The 14,801-nt window shown below is 74.7% G+C and carries 13 protein-coding genes and 1 tRNA gene; 2 read left to right on the top strand and 12 right to left on the bottom strand.

Annotation, left to right across the window (positions count from 1 at the left end; genetic code table 11):
• Positions 1–50: 50 nt before the first annotated feature.
• The 8 genes from rpoB to ACUN9U_RS03005 all read right to left on the bottom strand — a co-directional run bounded on the left by rpoB (position 51) and on the right by ACUN9U_RS03005 (position 7,977).
• Positions 51–3,533, bottom strand: a complete 3,483-nt coding sequence (rpoB, locus tag ACUN9U_RS03040; protein ID WP_445483508.1) for a DNA-directed RNA polymerase subunit beta — start codon at positions 3,531–3,533, stop codon at positions 51–53.
• 409 nt (positions 3,534–3,942) lie between these two features.
• Positions 3,943–4,332, bottom strand: a complete 390-nt coding sequence (gene rplL / locus ACUN9U_RS03035) for a 50S ribosomal protein L7/L12 (protein WP_445483432.1) — start codon at positions 4,330–4,332, stop codon at positions 3,943–3,945.
• A 65-nt stretch (positions 4,333–4,397) separates the two neighbouring features.
• Entirely contained in the window at positions 4,398–4,976 is a 579-nt protein-coding gene (gene rplJ / locus ACUN9U_RS03030) for a 50S ribosomal protein L10 (protein WP_445483431.1), read from the bottom strand.
• A gap of 362 nt (positions 4,977–5,338) precedes the next feature.
• Positions 5,339–6,061 carry a 50S ribosomal protein L1 gene (gene rplA, locus ACUN9U_RS03025; protein WP_445483430.1) on the bottom strand — a complete coding sequence of 241 codons (723 nt, stop codon included), beginning with the start codon at positions 6,059–6,061 and terminating at the stop codon, positions 5,339–5,341.
• 109 nt (positions 6,062–6,170) lie between these two features.
• Entirely contained in the window at positions 6,171–6,602 is a 432-nt protein-coding gene (rplK, locus tag ACUN9U_RS03020; protein WP_445483429.1) for a 50S ribosomal protein L11, read from the bottom strand.
• A gap of 76 nt (positions 6,603–6,678) precedes the next feature.
• Positions 6,679–7,497, bottom strand: coding sequence for a transcription termination/antitermination protein NusG (nusG, locus tag ACUN9U_RS03015; protein WP_445483428.1), 819 nt, complete (start codon positions 7,495–7,497; stop codon positions 6,679–6,681).
• A 62-nt stretch (positions 7,498–7,559) separates the two neighbouring features.
• The gene (secE, locus tag ACUN9U_RS03010) at positions 7,560–7,814 is read right to left on the bottom strand and encodes a preprotein translocase subunit SecE (protein WP_445483427.1); all 255 of its coding nucleotides are present in this window, start codon (positions 7,812–7,814) and stop codon (positions 7,560–7,562) included.
• 90 nt (positions 7,815–7,904) lie between these two features.
• Positions 7,905–7,977 (bottom strand) — tRNA-Trp (locus ACUN9U_RS03005).
• Between the two features lie 140 nt (positions 7,978–8,117).
• On the opposite strand from ACUN9U_RS03005, the gene ACUN9U_RS03000 reads away from it, so the two are divergent.
• Positions 8,118–9,374: a pyridoxal phosphate-dependent aminotransferase gene (locus ACUN9U_RS03000; RefSeq protein WP_445483426.1), complete on the top strand. Its 1,257-nt coding sequence runs from the start codon at positions 8,118–8,120 to the stop codon at positions 9,372–9,374.
• A 24-nt stretch (positions 9,375–9,398) separates the two neighbouring features.
• On the opposite strand, the gene ACUN9U_RS02995 is transcribed toward ACUN9U_RS03000, so the two are convergent.
• From ACUN9U_RS02995 to ACUN9U_RS02985, 3 genes are read right to left on the bottom strand one after another with little or no spacing between them, the layout of a single operon-like run.
• On the bottom strand, positions 9,399–10,634 hold the full coding sequence (locus tag ACUN9U_RS02995; RefSeq protein ID WP_445483425.1) for an MFS transporter: 1,236 nt from the start codon (positions 10,632–10,634) through the stop codon (positions 9,399–9,401).
• 14 nt (positions 10,635–10,648) lie between these two features.
• A complete protein-coding gene (locus ACUN9U_RS02990) occupies positions 10,649–11,734 on the bottom strand; it encodes a UDP-N-acetylmuramate dehydrogenase (protein WP_445483424.1) in 1,086 nt (361 codons plus the stop codon).
• Positions 11,735–11,743: 9 nt separating this feature from the next.
• On the bottom strand, positions 11,744–13,084 hold the full coding sequence (locus ACUN9U_RS02985) for an MFS transporter (RefSeq protein ID WP_445483423.1): 1,341 nt from the start codon (positions 13,082–13,084) through the stop codon (positions 11,744–11,746).
• 78 nt (positions 13,085–13,162) lie between these two features.
• Here ACUN9U_RS02985 and ACUN9U_RS02980 point away from each other — a divergent pair, with 78 nt between their 5' ends.
• Entirely contained in the window at positions 13,163–14,311 is a 1,149-nt protein-coding gene (locus ACUN9U_RS02980) for a substrate-binding domain-containing protein (RefSeq protein ID WP_445483422.1), read from the top strand.
• 33 nt (positions 14,312–14,344) lie between these two features.
• Here ACUN9U_RS02980 and ACUN9U_RS02975 read toward each other — a convergent pair whose 3' ends face one another.
• Entirely contained in the window at positions 14,345–14,794 is a 450-nt protein-coding gene (locus tag ACUN9U_RS02975; RefSeq protein WP_445483421.1) for a MaoC/PaaZ C-terminal domain-containing protein, read from the bottom strand.
• Positions 14,795–14,801: the final 7 nt, after the last annotated feature.

Raw genomic sequence — 14,801 nt, 5'->3', positions numbered from 1 at the left:
AGAGGGGGGCGCCGGCGCGGCCCCCCAGCGGGGGCCGCGCCGGCGGGAGGTCAGACCTCCTCGACGCTGGACGGCTCGCGGCGGCTCAGGTCGATCCCGAGCTCCTCCGCGGCGCGGAAGACGTCGTCGTCGGTCTCCCGCATCTCGATGCTCGTGCCGTCGCTGGAGAGGATCTCCACGTTCAGGCAGAGCGACTGCATCTCCTTGATGAGCACCTTGAAGGACTCGGGGATGCCCGGCTCGGGGATGTTCTCGCCCTTGACGACGGCCTCGTAGACCTTCACGCGGCCCAGGACGTCGTCGGACTTGATGGTGAGCAGCTCCTGCAGGGCGTAGGCGGCGCCGTACGCCTCCAGCGCCCACACCTCCATCTCGCCGAACCGCTGGCCGCCGAACTGGGCCTTACCACCCAGGGGCTGCTGCGTGATCATGGAGTAGGGGCCGGTCGAGCGGGCGTGGATCTTGTCGTCGACCAGGTGGTGGAGCTTGAGGATGTACATGTAGCCGACCGAGACCGGGTACGGGAACGGCTCGCCGGAGCGGCCGTCGAAGAGCCGGGCCTTGCCGGAGGAGTCGACCATGCGGTCGCCGTCGCGGTTGGGCAGCGTCGACCCGAGCAGGCCGGTGATCTCCGCCTCGGAGACGCCGTCGAAGACGGGCGACGCCACGGGGGTGTTCGCGGCCACCTCGCGGGCGATCTCGGGGATGCGCGAGGCCCACTCGGGCTCGCCCTCCACCTTCCAGCCCTGCTTGGCGATCCAGCCCAGGTGGAGCTCGAGCACCTGGCCGACGTTCATGCGGCCGGGCACGCCCAGCGGGTTGAGCACGATGTCGACCGGGGTGCCGTCCTCGAGGAACGGCATGTCCTCGACGGGCAGGATCTTGGAGATGACGCCCTTGTTGCCGTGGCGGCCGGCGAGCTTGTCACCGTCGGTGATCTTGCGCTTCTGCGCCACGTAGACGCGGACCAGCTGGTTCACGCCCGGGGGCAGCTCGTCGCCGTCCTCGCGGTCGAAGACCTTGACGCCGATGACGGTGCCGGACTCGCCGTGGGGCACCTTCAGGGAGGTGTCGCGGACCTCGCGAGCCTTCTCCCCGAAGATCGCGCGCAGCAGGCGCTCCTCCGGGGTCAGCTCGGTCTCGCCCTTGGGCGTGACCTTGCCGACGAGGATGTCGCCGGGGACGACCTCGGCGCCGATGCGGATGATGCCGCGCTCGTCGAGGTCGGCGAGGACGTCCTCCGCGACGTTGGGGATGTCGCGGGTGATCTCCTCCGGACCCAGCTTGGTGTCGCGGGCGTCGACCTCGTGCTCCTCGATGTGGATCGAGCTCAGGACGTCGTCCTGGACGATCCGCTGGGACAGGATGATCGCGTCCTCGTAGTTGTGGCCCTCCCACGGCATGAAGGCCACCAGGAGGTTGCGCCCGAGCGCCAGCTCGCCCTGGTCGGTGGAGGGGCCGTCGGCCAGGACGGTGCCCGCCTCGACGTGGGTGCCCTCGACCGCCAGCACGCGCTGGTTGTAGGACGTGCCCTGGTTGGAGCGGCGGAACTTGGCCAGGCGGTAGGTCGAGGAGGTCCCGTCGTCGTTGGCGACGGTCACCATGTCGGCGCTGACCGAGGTCACGGCACCGGGCTTCTCGGCCACGATGACGTCGCCGGCGTCGACCGCCGCGTGCAGCTCCATCCCGGTGCCCACCAGCGGCGCCTCGGCGCGCACCAGCGGCACGGCCTGGCGCTGCATGTTCGAGCCCATGAGCGCGCGGTTGGCGTCGTCGTGCTCCAGGAAGGGGATCATCGCGGTCGCGACGGACACCATCTGGCGCGGGGAGACGTCCATGTAGTCGACCTCGGCGGCCGGCACGAACTCCGCCTCGCCGCCCTTGGCGCGCACCAGCACGCGGGCCTCGGTGAACTCGCCGCGCTCGCCCAGCGGCGCGTTGGCCTGGGCGATGACGTGCTCGTCCTCCTCGTCGGCGGTCAGGTAGTGCACCTCGTCGGTGACGACGCCCTCGACGACGCGGCGGTAGGGGGTCTCCACGAAGCCGAACGGGTTGATGCGCCCGTAGCTCGACAGGGAGCCGATGAGGCCGATGTTCGGGCCCTCGGGGGTCTCGATCGGGCACATGCGGCCGTAGTGCGAGGGGTGCACGTCGCGCACGTCCATGCCGGCGCGGTCGCGGCTCAGACCGCCCGGGCCCAGGGCGCTCAGGCGGCGCTTGTGGGTCAGGCCCGCCAGCGGGTTGGTCTGGTCCATGAACTGGCTCAGCTGGCTGGTCCCGAAGAACTCCTTGATGGAGGCCACGACGGGACGGATGTTGATGAGCGTCTGCGGCGTGATCGCCTCGACGTCCTGCGTCGTCATGCGCTCGCGCACCACGCGCTCCATCCGGCTCAGGCCCGTGCGGACCTGGTTCTGGATGAGCTCGCCGACGGCGCGCAGGCGGCGGTTGCCGAAGTGGTCGATGTCGTCGACCTCGACACGCACGTCCGCGTCGACGCCGTTGCGCCGGCCCTTCATCGTGCTCTGGCCGGCGTGCAGCGTGACCAGGAAGCGGATGGTCGCGACGACGTCCTCGACGCGCAGCGTGCCCGCGCTGAGCGGCTTCTCCAGCCCCAGCTTCCGGTTGAGCTTGTACCGGCCGACCTTGGCGAGGTCGTAGCGCTTGGGGTTGAAGTACAGGTTGTCGAGGAGGGTCTGGGCGGCCTCCTTCGTCGGCGGCTCGCCCGGGCGCAGCTTGCGGTAGATGTCGAGCAGCGCGTCGTCCTGGCCGGTGGTGTTGTCCTTCTCCAGCGTCGCGCGCATCGACTCGAACTGGCCGAACTCCTCGAGGATCTGCGCGTCGGTCCAGCCGAGCGCCTTGAGGAGGACGGTGACGGACTGCTTGCGCTTGCGGTCGACGCGGACGCCGACCATGTCGCGCTTGTCGACCTCGAACTCCAGCCACGCGCCGCGGCTGGGGATGACCTTGGCGGAGAAGACGTCCTTGTCGGAGGTCTTGTCGATGGTGCGCTCGAAGTAGACGCCCGGGGAGCGGACGAGCTGGGAGACGACGACGCGCTCGGTGCCGTTGATGACGAAGGTGCCGCGCGGGGTCATGAGCGGGAAGTCGCCCATGAACACCGTCTGGCTCTTGATCTCACCGGTGGTGGCGTTCATGAACTCGGCGGTCACGAACAGCGGCGCGGCGTAGGTCATGTCCCGCTCCTTGCACTCCTCCAGGGAGTACTTGGGCGGCTCGAAGCGGTGGTCGCGGAAGCTCAGCGACATGGACCCCGAGAAGTCCTCGATCGGGGAGATCTCCTCGAAGATGTCCTCGAGGCCGGAGGTGTCGGGGACCTCGCCCTCCTGGGAGGCGGCGGCGACGCGGTCGCGCCAGCGCTCGTTGCCGAGGAGCCAGTCGAAGCTCTCGGTCTGCAGGGCGAGGAGGTCGGGGACGTCGAGGGGCTCGCGGATCTTCGCGAACGACACACGGCGGGCTGTCGAGGTGGAACCGTTGGAGCTGGGGCGGAGCGAGGTGCGCGAGGCGACCAAGAGGAGTCCTTCCACGGGCCTGCGGACGGTGCGGGCGCATGCCAGCAAGCCCCTAACCGGCCTCCACCGGCGTCAGGGCATGCAGGAGTGTGCGCAAGGGGCTAGCGTACGCCGCCGCACCGCACAAGTCCAGCCGCCGTCCCCGGCGGGCGCAGAGCTGCCCCGCCCCGGCCCCGACCTCGTCGTCGGGCTGCTCGGTGCCTGCTGCACCGGTCCGGCGACGACGAGGATGCCCCCGCGGCCCCCGCGCGTCAAGCAGGCTCGCCCGGGCCGGGTGCGGCGGGCCCTCGGCCCGGCCCCGGACGCGGCAGCGGCGCCGGCCCCCGGGGGGCCGGCGCCGCTGCGCAGGTGGTGCTGGTGGAGCGGGTGCTCCGCGGTCCGGGCCGCCCGCTGGCGGCCCGGACCCGTCTCACTTGACGGAGACGGTGGCGCCGGCGCCCTCGAGCTGCGCCTTGGCCTTCTCGGCGGCGTCCTTGGCGACCTTCTCCAGGACGGGCTTGGGGGCGCCGTCCACGAGGTCCTTGGCCTCCTTCAGGCCGAGGGAGGTCAGGGCGCGCACCTCCTTGATGACCTGGATCTTCTTGTCGCCGGCGGCCTCGAGGACGACGTCGAACTCGGACTGCTCCTCGACCTCCTCGGCGGCGGCGCCGCCAGCGGCACCACCGGCGGCGGCGACCGCGACGGGGGCGGCGGCGGTGACCTCGAAGACCTCCTCGAACTTCTTCACGAAGTCCGAGAGCTCGATGAGAGTCATCTCCTTGAAGGCGTCCAGCAGCTCGTCAGCGGACAGCTTGGCCATGGTGGCTCTCCTCTATCTCAGGTGTGGCGTGTCTGGGGGTGGTGCAGGGCGGAGGGCGGGAGCCCTCAGGCCTCGTCGGCCGCGGGAGCGGCCTCGTCGGCGGCCGGCGCGGCGGCCTCGGCCGGGGAGCCGGCCTCGACCTTGGCGCGCAGGGCGTCGACGGTGCGGGCGGCCTTCGACAGCGGCGCGGCGAAGGTGTACGCGGCGCGGTTGAGGGAGCCCTTGAGCGCGCCGGCCATCTTGGCCAGCAGGACCTCGCGGGGCTCGAGGTCGGCCAGGGCCGCCACGTCCGCCGCGGTGAGCGGCTTGCCCTCGAGGAACCCGGACTTGATGACCAGCTGCGGGTTGGTCCTGGCGAACGCGCGCAGGCCCTTGGCGGCCTCCACGGGGTCACCCGTGATGAACGCGATGGCCGTCGGTCCGGCCAGCTGGCCCTCGAACGCGTCGACGCCGGCGTTCTTGGCGGCGATGGCCGTCAGGGTGTTCTTGACGACGTTGTAGCTGCCGTTGTCGCCGATCGCGCGGCGCAGCTCCTTGAGCTGCGCGACGGTCAGGCCGCGGTACTCGGTGAGCACGCCGGCGTTCGCCTCGCGGAAGAGCTCGGTGAGCTCTGCGACGGCTGCTTCCTTCTCAGCGGTGGGCACGATCCTCCTTCCGGGGGTGCGTGTCAGTCGTGCGGGCCGCTCCCCCGGTCACCCGGTGGTGCTGCCCGGCCGCCGGACGGTCCTGCCCCGCAGACGACTCGAGCCCCGGCGCCAGGCGCACGGGGCTCGCAGGAGGCCTGTCGCGCTGGGCGCTCTCGCGCCGGCGGACTGCCGCTGGGTCTCGCTCACCTGCGCTGGACGCCCGCTCGTGCGGACCTTCGGCTGCTCCCTGGCGGGCAGGGCGCAGCGACCGGCGGTCTTCGGTGCGTCCAGCCTACACCGGCCGCGAGGCGCCCCCGACCACGCGGACGGCCCCCGCCCCGGCGGGTGCCGGGGCGGGGGCCGTCGTGGTGCGCGGCGCGTCAGGCCGGGGTGGCGGCGCCGTCCTCGAGGAGGTTGCGGGTGCGCGCCGGGTCGACCGGGATGCCGGGGCCCATCGTCGTGGCGATGGTCGCCTTGCTGATGTACCGGCCCTTGGAGGCGGCCGGCTTCAGGCGCAGCACCTCGTCGAGGGCGGCGGCGTAGTTCTCCACCAGGGCGGCCTCGGAGAAGGAGGTCTTGCCGATGATGAAGTGCAGGTTGGAGTGCTTGTCGACGCGGAACTCGATCTTCCCGCCCTTGATGTCGGTGACGGCCTTGGCCACGTCCATCGTCACGGTGCCCGTCTTGGGGTTGGGCATGAGGCCGCGCGGGCCGAGCACGCGGCCCAGGCGGCCGACCTTGCCCATGAGGTCCGGAGTGGCCACGGCGGCGTCGAAGTCGAGGAAGCCCCCGGCCACGCGCTCGATGAGCTCGTCCCCGCCCACGACGTCGGCGCCGGCGGCCTCGGCCGCGGCGGCGCGCGGGCCGACGGCGAAGACCAGCACGCGGGCGGTCTTGCCGGTGCCGTGGGGCAGGTTGACGGTGCCGCGCACCATCTGGTCGGCCTTGCGGGGGTCGACGCCCAGGCGGAAGGCGACCTCGACGGTCGCGTCGTACTTGGTGACCGAGGTGTCCTTGGCCAGCCTCACCGCGTCCAGCGGGGAGTGCAGGACGTCGCGGTCGACCTTCTCGGCAGCGGCGCGGTAGGCCTTGCTGTGCTTCACGGTGCTCTCTTCCTGTGTGGTCAGGCGGACCGGGTCGCTCCCGGTCCTCCCACGACTGCTGGGGGGTGCTGCCGCGGCCGGGCCGGCCGGGTGCAGCGGTGGTGCGGGCTCAGCCCTGGACGGTGATGCCCATGGAGCGCGCGGTGCCGGCGATGATCTTGATCGCGGCGTCCACGTCGTTGGCGTTGAGGTCCTGCATCTTCTGCTCGGCGATCGCGCGCACCTGGTCGGTCGTCAGGGACGCGACCTTGGTGGTGTGCGGCGTCGAGGAGCCCTTGGCCACGCCGGCGGCCTTCTTGATGAGCTCGGCGGCCGGCGGGGTCTTCAGGACGAAGGTGAACGAGCGGTCCTCGTACACCGTGATCTCGACGGGCACGACGTTGCCGCGCTGGGACTCCGTCGCGGCGTTGTAGGCCTTGCAGAACTCCATGATGTTGACGCCGTGCTGGCCCAGCGCGGGGCCGATCGGCGGGGCCGGGGTGGCGGCGCCGGCGTTGATCTGGAGCTTGATGAGTCCGGAGACCCGCTTCTTGGGGGGCATGGCTCTTCTCTACCTCGTGTCGTGGGACGTCGTGGTGCCTGGGGACCCCGGGGCGCGGCGACCCGGCGGCGACCGGTCAGATCTTGGCGACCTGGCCGAAGGACAGCTCGACCGGCGTCTCCCGGCCGAAGATCGAGACCAGCACCTGCAGCGTGCGCCGGTCGGTGTTGATCTCGGAGATGGTGGCGGGCATCGTCTCGAAGGGGCCCTCCATGACGGTGACCGACTCGCCCACCTCGAAGTCGACCTCGGTGACCGGGGCCGCCTTCGCCGCCGCCTTGGCGCCCTCCTTGGGCTGCAGCGCCGGCGCCAGCATCGAGAACACCTCCTCGGTGCTCAGCGGCACCGGCTGGTGGGTGTTGCCCACGAAGCCCGTGACGCCCGGGGTGTGGCGGACGGCGCCCCAGGACTCGTTGGTGAGGTCCATGCGCACCAGCACGTAGCCCGGGATGCGCACGCGGCGCACGAGCTTGGGCTGGCCGTTCTTGATCTCGCGGACCTCCTCCATCGGGACCTCGACCTGGAAGATGTAGTCCTCCATGTTGAGGCTGCCGATGCGGTTCTCGAGGTTGCTCTTCACGCGGTTCTCGTAGCCGGCGTAGGAGTGGATGACGAACCAGTCGCCGGGGGCGCGGCGCAGCTGCGCCTTGAACTCCTCGACCGGGTCGGCCTCGTCCTCGTCCGCCTCGGGGGCCACGGAGGCGTCGCCCCCGGCGGGGGCCGCGGGCTCCTCGGCGGCGTCCTGCTCGTGCGCCGGGGCCTGCGCCGCGCCGTCGACCTCGGGGGTCCCGGCCTCGGCGGTCTCGCCCTGCTGGCCCGGGGCCGCGAGGGCCGCGAGGTCCTCGTCGGCGTCGGGGGCGGAGGTCTCGGGGGCGTCGTAGGACTGCTGGGACACGGTGGGGGGGCCTGCTTCCTGTCTGCGGGTGCTGCCGGTGCCGGGCGCGGTGGTCGAGCGGCTCAGCTGCCGCCGAGCACCCAGAGCACGAGGCGCCCGAAGCCCAGGTCCAGCAGCGACACGTACGTCATGACGACCACGACGAACACCAGCACCACGGAGGTGTAGGTCACGAGCTCGTCGCGGGTGGGGTACACCACCTTCTTGAGCTCACCGACCACCTCGCGCAGGAACACGAGCAGGCGGGCGAGGGGCCCGCCGCGGCGGCTGGCCGCCGCGGACGCCCCGGGGGTGCCGCTCGGCTGGGTCTCCGTCACGTCGGTCGCACCTCCTCGGCCGGCGTGCGCCGGCGCTCCGCTGTGGTCGTGCTGCTGCCCGGGCTGGTGCCCGTCAGGTCGTCCTCGTCGCAGGGCAGGCGGGACTCGAACCCGCAACCGCCGGTTTTGGAGACCGGTGCGCTGCCAGTTGCGCCACTGCCCTTCGGTGGCCGGCCCCGCCGCGCTGGACCCGGGCCTGTCGGAGCGCCCGGACGCAGGCAGCACACGACCACCGACCCGCAAGCATACCTTTCGCCGAGGGTGGGCGTGACCGCCCGGCCCGGCTGCGAGAGGATCGGCCCCGTGAGCGCCGCCCCCGCCGCCCAGCCCGCACCGCCGACCGGCGGGTCCACCGGCCAGCAGCGCCGGGTCTCCGCCCGGCTCGCCGCCATCGCCGAGTCGGCCACCCTCGCCGTCGACGCGAAGGCCAAGGCGCTCAAGGCCCAGGGCAGGCCCGTCATCGGCTTCGGCGCCGGCGAGCCCGACTTCCCCACCCCGGCCGACGTCGTCGAGGTGGCCGCCGCCGCCTGCCGCGACCCGCGGAACCACCGCTACACCCCGGCCGGCGGCCTGCCGGAGATGAAGGCGGCCGTGGTGGCCAAGACCGCGCGCGACTCCGGCTACGAGGTCGCCCCCGAGCAGGTGCTGGTCACCAACGGCGGCAAGCAGGCCGTGTACACGGCCTTCGCCGCCCTGTGCGACCCCGGCGACGAGGTCCTCCTCCCGGCCCCCTACTGGACCACCTACCCCGAGGCCGTGCGCCTGGCGGGCGGCGTGCCGGTGGAGGTCTTCGCCGGCGAGGAGCAGGACTACCTCGTCACCGTCGAGCAGCTCGAGGCGGCGCGCACGCCGCGCACGAAGGTGCTGCTCTTCTGCTCGCCCTCCAACCCGACGGGCTCGGTCTACGACGAGGCGCAGGTGCGGGCGATCGGCGAGTGGGCGCTCGAGCACGGCCTCTGGGTGGTCACCGACGAGATCTACGAGCACCTCCTCTACGACGGCGCCGCGGCCCCGTCGATGCCCGTGGTGGTGCCGGACCTCGCTGACCGCACCCTCGTCCTCAACGGGGTCGCCAAGACCTACGCGATGACCGGCTGGCGGGTGGGGTGGCTCATCGGCCCGCGCGACGTCGTCAAGGCCGGCACCAACCTCCAGAGCCACCTGACGAGCAACGTCGCCGACGTCTCCCAGCGGGCCGCGGTCGCGGCGCTGACGGGGTCGCTGGACGCCGTGGCGCACATGCGCGAGGCCTTCGACAGGCGCCGGCGCACCATGGTCGAGATGCTCTCGGCGATCGACGGCGTCGACTGCCCGACCCCCCGGGGCGCCTTCTACGCCTACCCCTCGGTGAAGGCCCTGCTGGGCCGCAGCATCCGGGGCCGGGTGCCCACGACGAGCGCCGAGCTGGCGACGCTGCTGCTGGAGGAGGCCGAGGTGGCCGTCGTGCCCGGCGAGGCGTTCGGCCCGAGCGGCTACCTGCGCCTGTCCTACGCCCTCGGCGACGAGGACCTCGTGGAGGGCGTCAGCCGCATCCAGCGGGTGCTCGGCGAGGCCCGCTGACCCCGGCGCTCCGGCGGGGGCCCCTCAGGGGGCCCGCGCCGGCCGGCGCAGGCCCACGGCCACCGCGGCTGCGCTGAGGGCGACCAGCCCGGCGACGACGAGCAGGAGCACGGCCGCCGGCGCCAGCCCGGCGGCCAGCGAGAGCGCCTCCGGCAGCAGGAAGCCCAGGTAGGTCGCGCTGCAGTACCAGGCGGTCATCGCCCCCAGGTCGCGCTCCGTGGCGACCGCCTGCACCTCGACCAGCCCCGCCACGAGGACGACGCCGTAGGCGACGCCCAGCACCGCGGAGGCCACCAGCGCCAGCGGCACCGACGGGGACACGGCCACGAGCGCGCACAGCAGGGTCCCGACCAGCGCTGCGGCGAGCCCGACGAGCAGCTGGCGCCCGCCCGTGAGGGCGTCCAGGCGGGGCACCCAGGGCTGCACGAGCGCCCCGGCGCCGAGCCCCACGACGCACAGCAGGGCCGCGCTGGCGACCGCCAGCTCTCCCACCACCGGGGCGAGGAGCGCCGGGGTGACGGCGTAGGCCAGGGCAGCGGCCCCGAACACCCACGGCGCGGCCGGCAGCACCACTCCCCGGAAGCGCCGCCGCGCGGGCGGCGGCACGCGCAGGTCGGCCAGCAGATCCGCGGCCGACGGCCAGCGCCGCCCCCCGGGCGCCGGCGCGGGTCGCGTCTCCGGCGCCGTCAGGAGCGGGACCAGGGACACCAGCGCCAACAGCGACTGCACCGCGTACGGGAGCACCGTCGGCGCCGGCCCCCACTGCGCCAGCGCGCCGGAGACCCCGGCGCCCAGCCCGAAGCCCGCGGTGAGCACGAGCGCGGCGCGCCGGGCGCGCCGCGCCGGGTCCGCCCCGCGCTCGAAGGGCGGCGCCGAGAGCTCCTTGATCCAGGAGGTGCCCACCACCACCGCGGCGGCCACGCCCAGGCCCGCCAGGAAGCGCCCCGCGCACATGAGCACCACGCCGCCGGAGCCGGCGGCCAGCACCGCGCTGGCCGCCATCCCCAGGACGACGGCGACCACGGTCGGCCGCCGGCGCCCCACCAGGTCGGACAGGGGCCCGGCGAGCAGGAAGCCGGGCACCAGGCCCACCACGTAGAAGGCGAAGAAGAGGTCGACGACGACGGCCGAGTAGCCCTCCACCTGGCGGTAGAGCAGCAGGAGCGGGGTGAAGTGGTTGCCGCCCCAGGCGCAGGCCAGCAGCGCCGGCGCGACGCGACGCCACGGGCGCCCGGCCGGCGCCGCGGGGTCTGCGCCCACCGCCGCGGGGCGCCTCAGAGGGCGCAGCCGACGAGCTCGGGCTCGGGCGCCAGCTCCACGCCGAACCTCTCCCGGACCCCGTCGCGGACGGTACGGGCCAGGGCGAGCACGTCGGCGGCGGTGGCGCCGCCGCGGTTGGTGACGGCGAGGGTGTGCTTGGTCGACAGCGTCGCGCGCGACCGCGACGGCACGGCGCCGTCCAGCCCGTACCCGCGCCCGAAGCCGGCGCGCTCGACCAGCCAGGCGGCGGAGGTCTTCACCAGGCCGGAGGCGTCGGGGTGGCGCGGGGCGTCCTCGGGCAGCGCCGCCGCCTGCTCGGGGGTCAGCAGGGGGTTGGTGAAGAAGGACCCGGTGGACCACGTGTCGTGGTCGGCCTCGTCGAGCACCATCCCCTTGCGCCGGCGCAGCGCCAGCACCGCCTCGCGCACCTGGGCCAGCGGGCGCCGCTCCCCCGGCGCCGCGCCCATCTGCTCGGCCAGCTCGGTGTAGCGCACCGGCGCCGCGAGGTCGTTGACGGGCAGCTGCAGGACGACGTCGAGGATGACGTAGCGGCCCGGCTCGTCCTTGAACAGCGAGTCGCGGTAGCGCAGGCGCAGGTTCGAGGCGGGGATGGTGCGCAGCCGCCCGTCCCGGCGGTCCCACGTCTGCACGCTGGCCAGGACGTCGGAGAGCTGCTGGCCGTAGGCGCCGACGTTCTGCACCGGGGTCGCACCGACCGTGCCGGGGATGCCCGACAGGCACTCCACCCCCGACCACCCGTTCGCCACGGCCCGGGCGACCAGGGCGTCCCAGTCCTCCCCGGCGTCGACGTGGAGGAAGGCCCCGCCGCACCAGTCACCCGACTCGAGCTCGACGCCCTTCGTGCGGACGACGACGACGGTCCCGTCGAAGCCGTCGTCGCCGACCACGAGGTTCGAGCCGCCGCCGACCACGAGCACGGGCTCCCCCGCGGCGTCCGCGGCGCTGACGGCCTCGACGACCTGCTGGCGGGTGGTGGCCACCACGGTGCGCGCGGCGCGGCCGCCGACGCGCAGGGTGGTCAGGTCGGCGAGGCGGTCCAGCCCCCGCGGGGAGCCCTGCACGTCAGCGGCGGTCGTCACCGCTGCAGGCTAGGCGGTGCGCGCCGCGGCGTCGCGGCGCTCGCCGGGCGACCCGGCCGCGGGCTGCGCCACCCGGCTGACCAGCAGCGAGGGCACGGCGACCAGCGCCACCACGAGCAGCGCGTCGAGGACCCCGACGTGCTCGCCCAGGAAGCCCAGCAGCGGTGGGCCCGCCAGGAAGGCGGTGTAGCCGATGGTGGTGACCACGCTCACGCGGACGGCGGCCCGCTGCGGGTCGTCGGCGGCGGCGCTGATGCCCACCGGGAAGCCCAGCGCGGCGCCCGCCCCCCACAGCACGGCGCCCACGAGCGCGAGCGGCAGCCACTCGCCGAAGACCACCAGCAGGGCGCCGAGCGCGCCCAGCCCGGTGGTGGCGCGCAGCACGGGCACCCTGCCCCAGCGGTCCAGGGCCCGCTGGCCGCCCAGGCGGGCGGCGGTCATCGCCGAGAGGAACACCGCGAAGCCGAGCGCCCCCACGGCCGCGGAGGCGCCGTAGCCGTCGACCAGGGCGATGGCCATCCAGTCGTTGGCCGTGCCCTCGGTGAAGGCCGCCGAGAGCACGAGGACGCCGATGAGCAGCGTGCGCGGCTCGCGCCAGGCGCCCAGGGCGCTGAGGCGGACCGGGGTCGCGGAGTCCGCCGGGCCGGTGGTGGTCCCGGCCGCCGCCGCAGCCTCCTCGGGGGCCTGGACGGGCGCGGGCGCCGCCACCTCCCGCTGCCCGGCGGGCGCCGGGCCGTGCTCGGGCAGGAACCTGGCGCTGGCCCACCACAGGAGCACCAGGGAGACGGCGGCGACGGCGGCGGCGTGCACCCACACCGGCACCCCGCCCCAGGCCATCGCGGCACCGATGCCGGCCGAGACCACGGTGCCGCCGCTGAAGCCGGCGTGGAAGGCCGGCATGATCGCCCGGCCGAGGTGCTGCTCGACCAGCGCGCCCTCGAGGTTCATGCCCACGTCCCAGGCGCCGATGCCGACGCCCATGAGCACCATGCCGACCACCGTGAGCGGCACCGAGTGCAGCGCGGAGGCCGAGAAGGACGCCCAGGCCAGGCCGCCCAGCCCGACGACCGTGGCCAGCCGCACCAGCAGCGTGGTGCCGATCCGGGCCGCCAGGGGGCCGGCGGTGGGCAGCGCGGCGACCGAGCCGACGGCGATGCACAGCAGGAGCAGGCCGAGCTGGGCCTGGGAGAGCCCGAGGTCGTCCCGGGTGGTGGGCAGCCGGGAGGCCCAGGTCGCGAAGGCGGTGCCGTTGAGGGCGAAGACGACGAAGACCGCGGTGCGCGCCGCGCGCACCTGCGGGGAGGGGGCGGGCCGCACGCCGGTGGCGTCGGGGGTGGGGGAGGTGGGCACTCGAGCTCCAGCGCTGCGGGCGGCGGCGCGCGGCGCCAACCCCCGGATCGAATCGATTCGATGGCTAGACTGGCACCCGTGCAGCGGACGGGTCAAGACGCCGCGGGCGAGCCGCGACGGGCCCCGGAGGCCCGGCAGGCCCGGCCCACCCTCAAGGCGGTCGCGGCGCGCGCCGGCGTGTCCACCTCGACCGCCTCGCTGGCCTTCGCCGGTGACCCGCGCGTCGTCGCGGCCACCCGCGAGAGGGTGCTGGCCGCCGCCGCCGAGCTCGGCTACGCCGGCCCCGACCCGCTGGCCCGCTCGCTGCGCCGCGGGCGCTCGCGGGTGGTCGGGGTGGTCGTCGGGGACCGGCTCGGGTACGCCTTCGCCGACCCCCTCGCCGTCGTGCAGCTCGACGCCCTCGCCGACGAGGTCGGTGCGCTCGGCGCCGGCCTGCTCCTCATCGGCGGCGTCGAGGACGACCCCGCCCGCCTGGCGGTGGTCGAGCAGACCCCGATGGACGCCGTCGTCTTCGCCACCTGCGGCGGTGACGACGACCCGGCCCTGGACCTCCTGCTGCGCCGGCGCGTGCCCGTGGTGGGCGTCGAGGGCCCCTACCGCGAGGGCGTGCACCTGGTGGACCTGGACAACCGCGGGGCGGCCCGCCGGGTGGGCCACCACCTGGCGGGGCTGGGCCACACCGACGTCGCCGTGGTCGCGCTGCCGTGGGGCCCGCACCGCCGGCGCGGCCCGCTGGAGGGGCGCCGCCGGGCGGTCCGCGGCTACAACGACGCCTGGGAGCGGCTCGCGGGCACCGAGGACGTGCTCGCCCCGCCCGGCGGTGCGCCGCTGCCGGCGTGGGAGGCCCCGACCAACTCCCGCGAGGAGGGCGCCGCCGCCGCCCGGGGGCTGCTGTGCGGCGCCGACGGGGACCTGCTGCCTCCTGGCCGGCGCCCGACCGCGGTGGTGGCCCAGTCCGACCTGCTGGCCGTCGGCGTGGTCACCGCCGCGCGCGGGCTCGGCCTGGCGGTGCCCGGTGACCTGTCCGTGACCGGCTACGACGGGGTGGAGACGCCGTGGCTGGGGACCGACCGGCTGACCACCGTCCGCCAGCCCGCCGCGGCGCGGGGCCGCGAGGCCGGCCGGATGGTGGCCGAGCTGCTGGCCGGCGGGTCGCCGGAGCGCGTGGAGCTGCCCGTGGAGCTGGTGGTGGGCACCACCACCGGCCCGCCGCGCGCGGCGGGCTGAGCCGCCCCGGGCCGGCGGTCGGGCGCGGGCGGCTCAGGCGGGCAGGCGCACGAGGGCGCGGGCCCGGCCGAGCACCCGGGTGCCGCCGCAGGTGGCGGTGAGGTCGACCCGGGCGGTGCCGGCCTGCTCGTCGACGGCGCCGACGACGGCGCTCACCTCGAGGTCCGCACCGGTCTCGGCGTCGACGGGGACCTGCCCGGTGAAGCGGGTGCCGTAGTCGACGACGGCGCCGGGGTCGCCGCACCAGTCCACGACCACGCGGACGGCGGCGCCCATGGTGAGCATCCCGTGGGCGATGACGCCGGGCAGCCCGACCGAGCGGGCCACCTCGTCGGAGGCGTGGATCGGGTTGTGGTCTCCGCTGGCGGCGGCGTAGCGCTCGAGGTCGGCGCGGGTCAGGTGCACCGTCGTGGACCCGACGGGGTCGCCGACGGAGAGCTGCGAGAGCCGGGGACGGGCCCCGGCCGGGCCGGACGCGCTCACCGCCGCC

Source organism: Quadrisphaera sp. KR29, from assembly GCF_052644995.1.
This window is presented reverse-complemented; position numbering and strand designations above follow the sequence as displayed.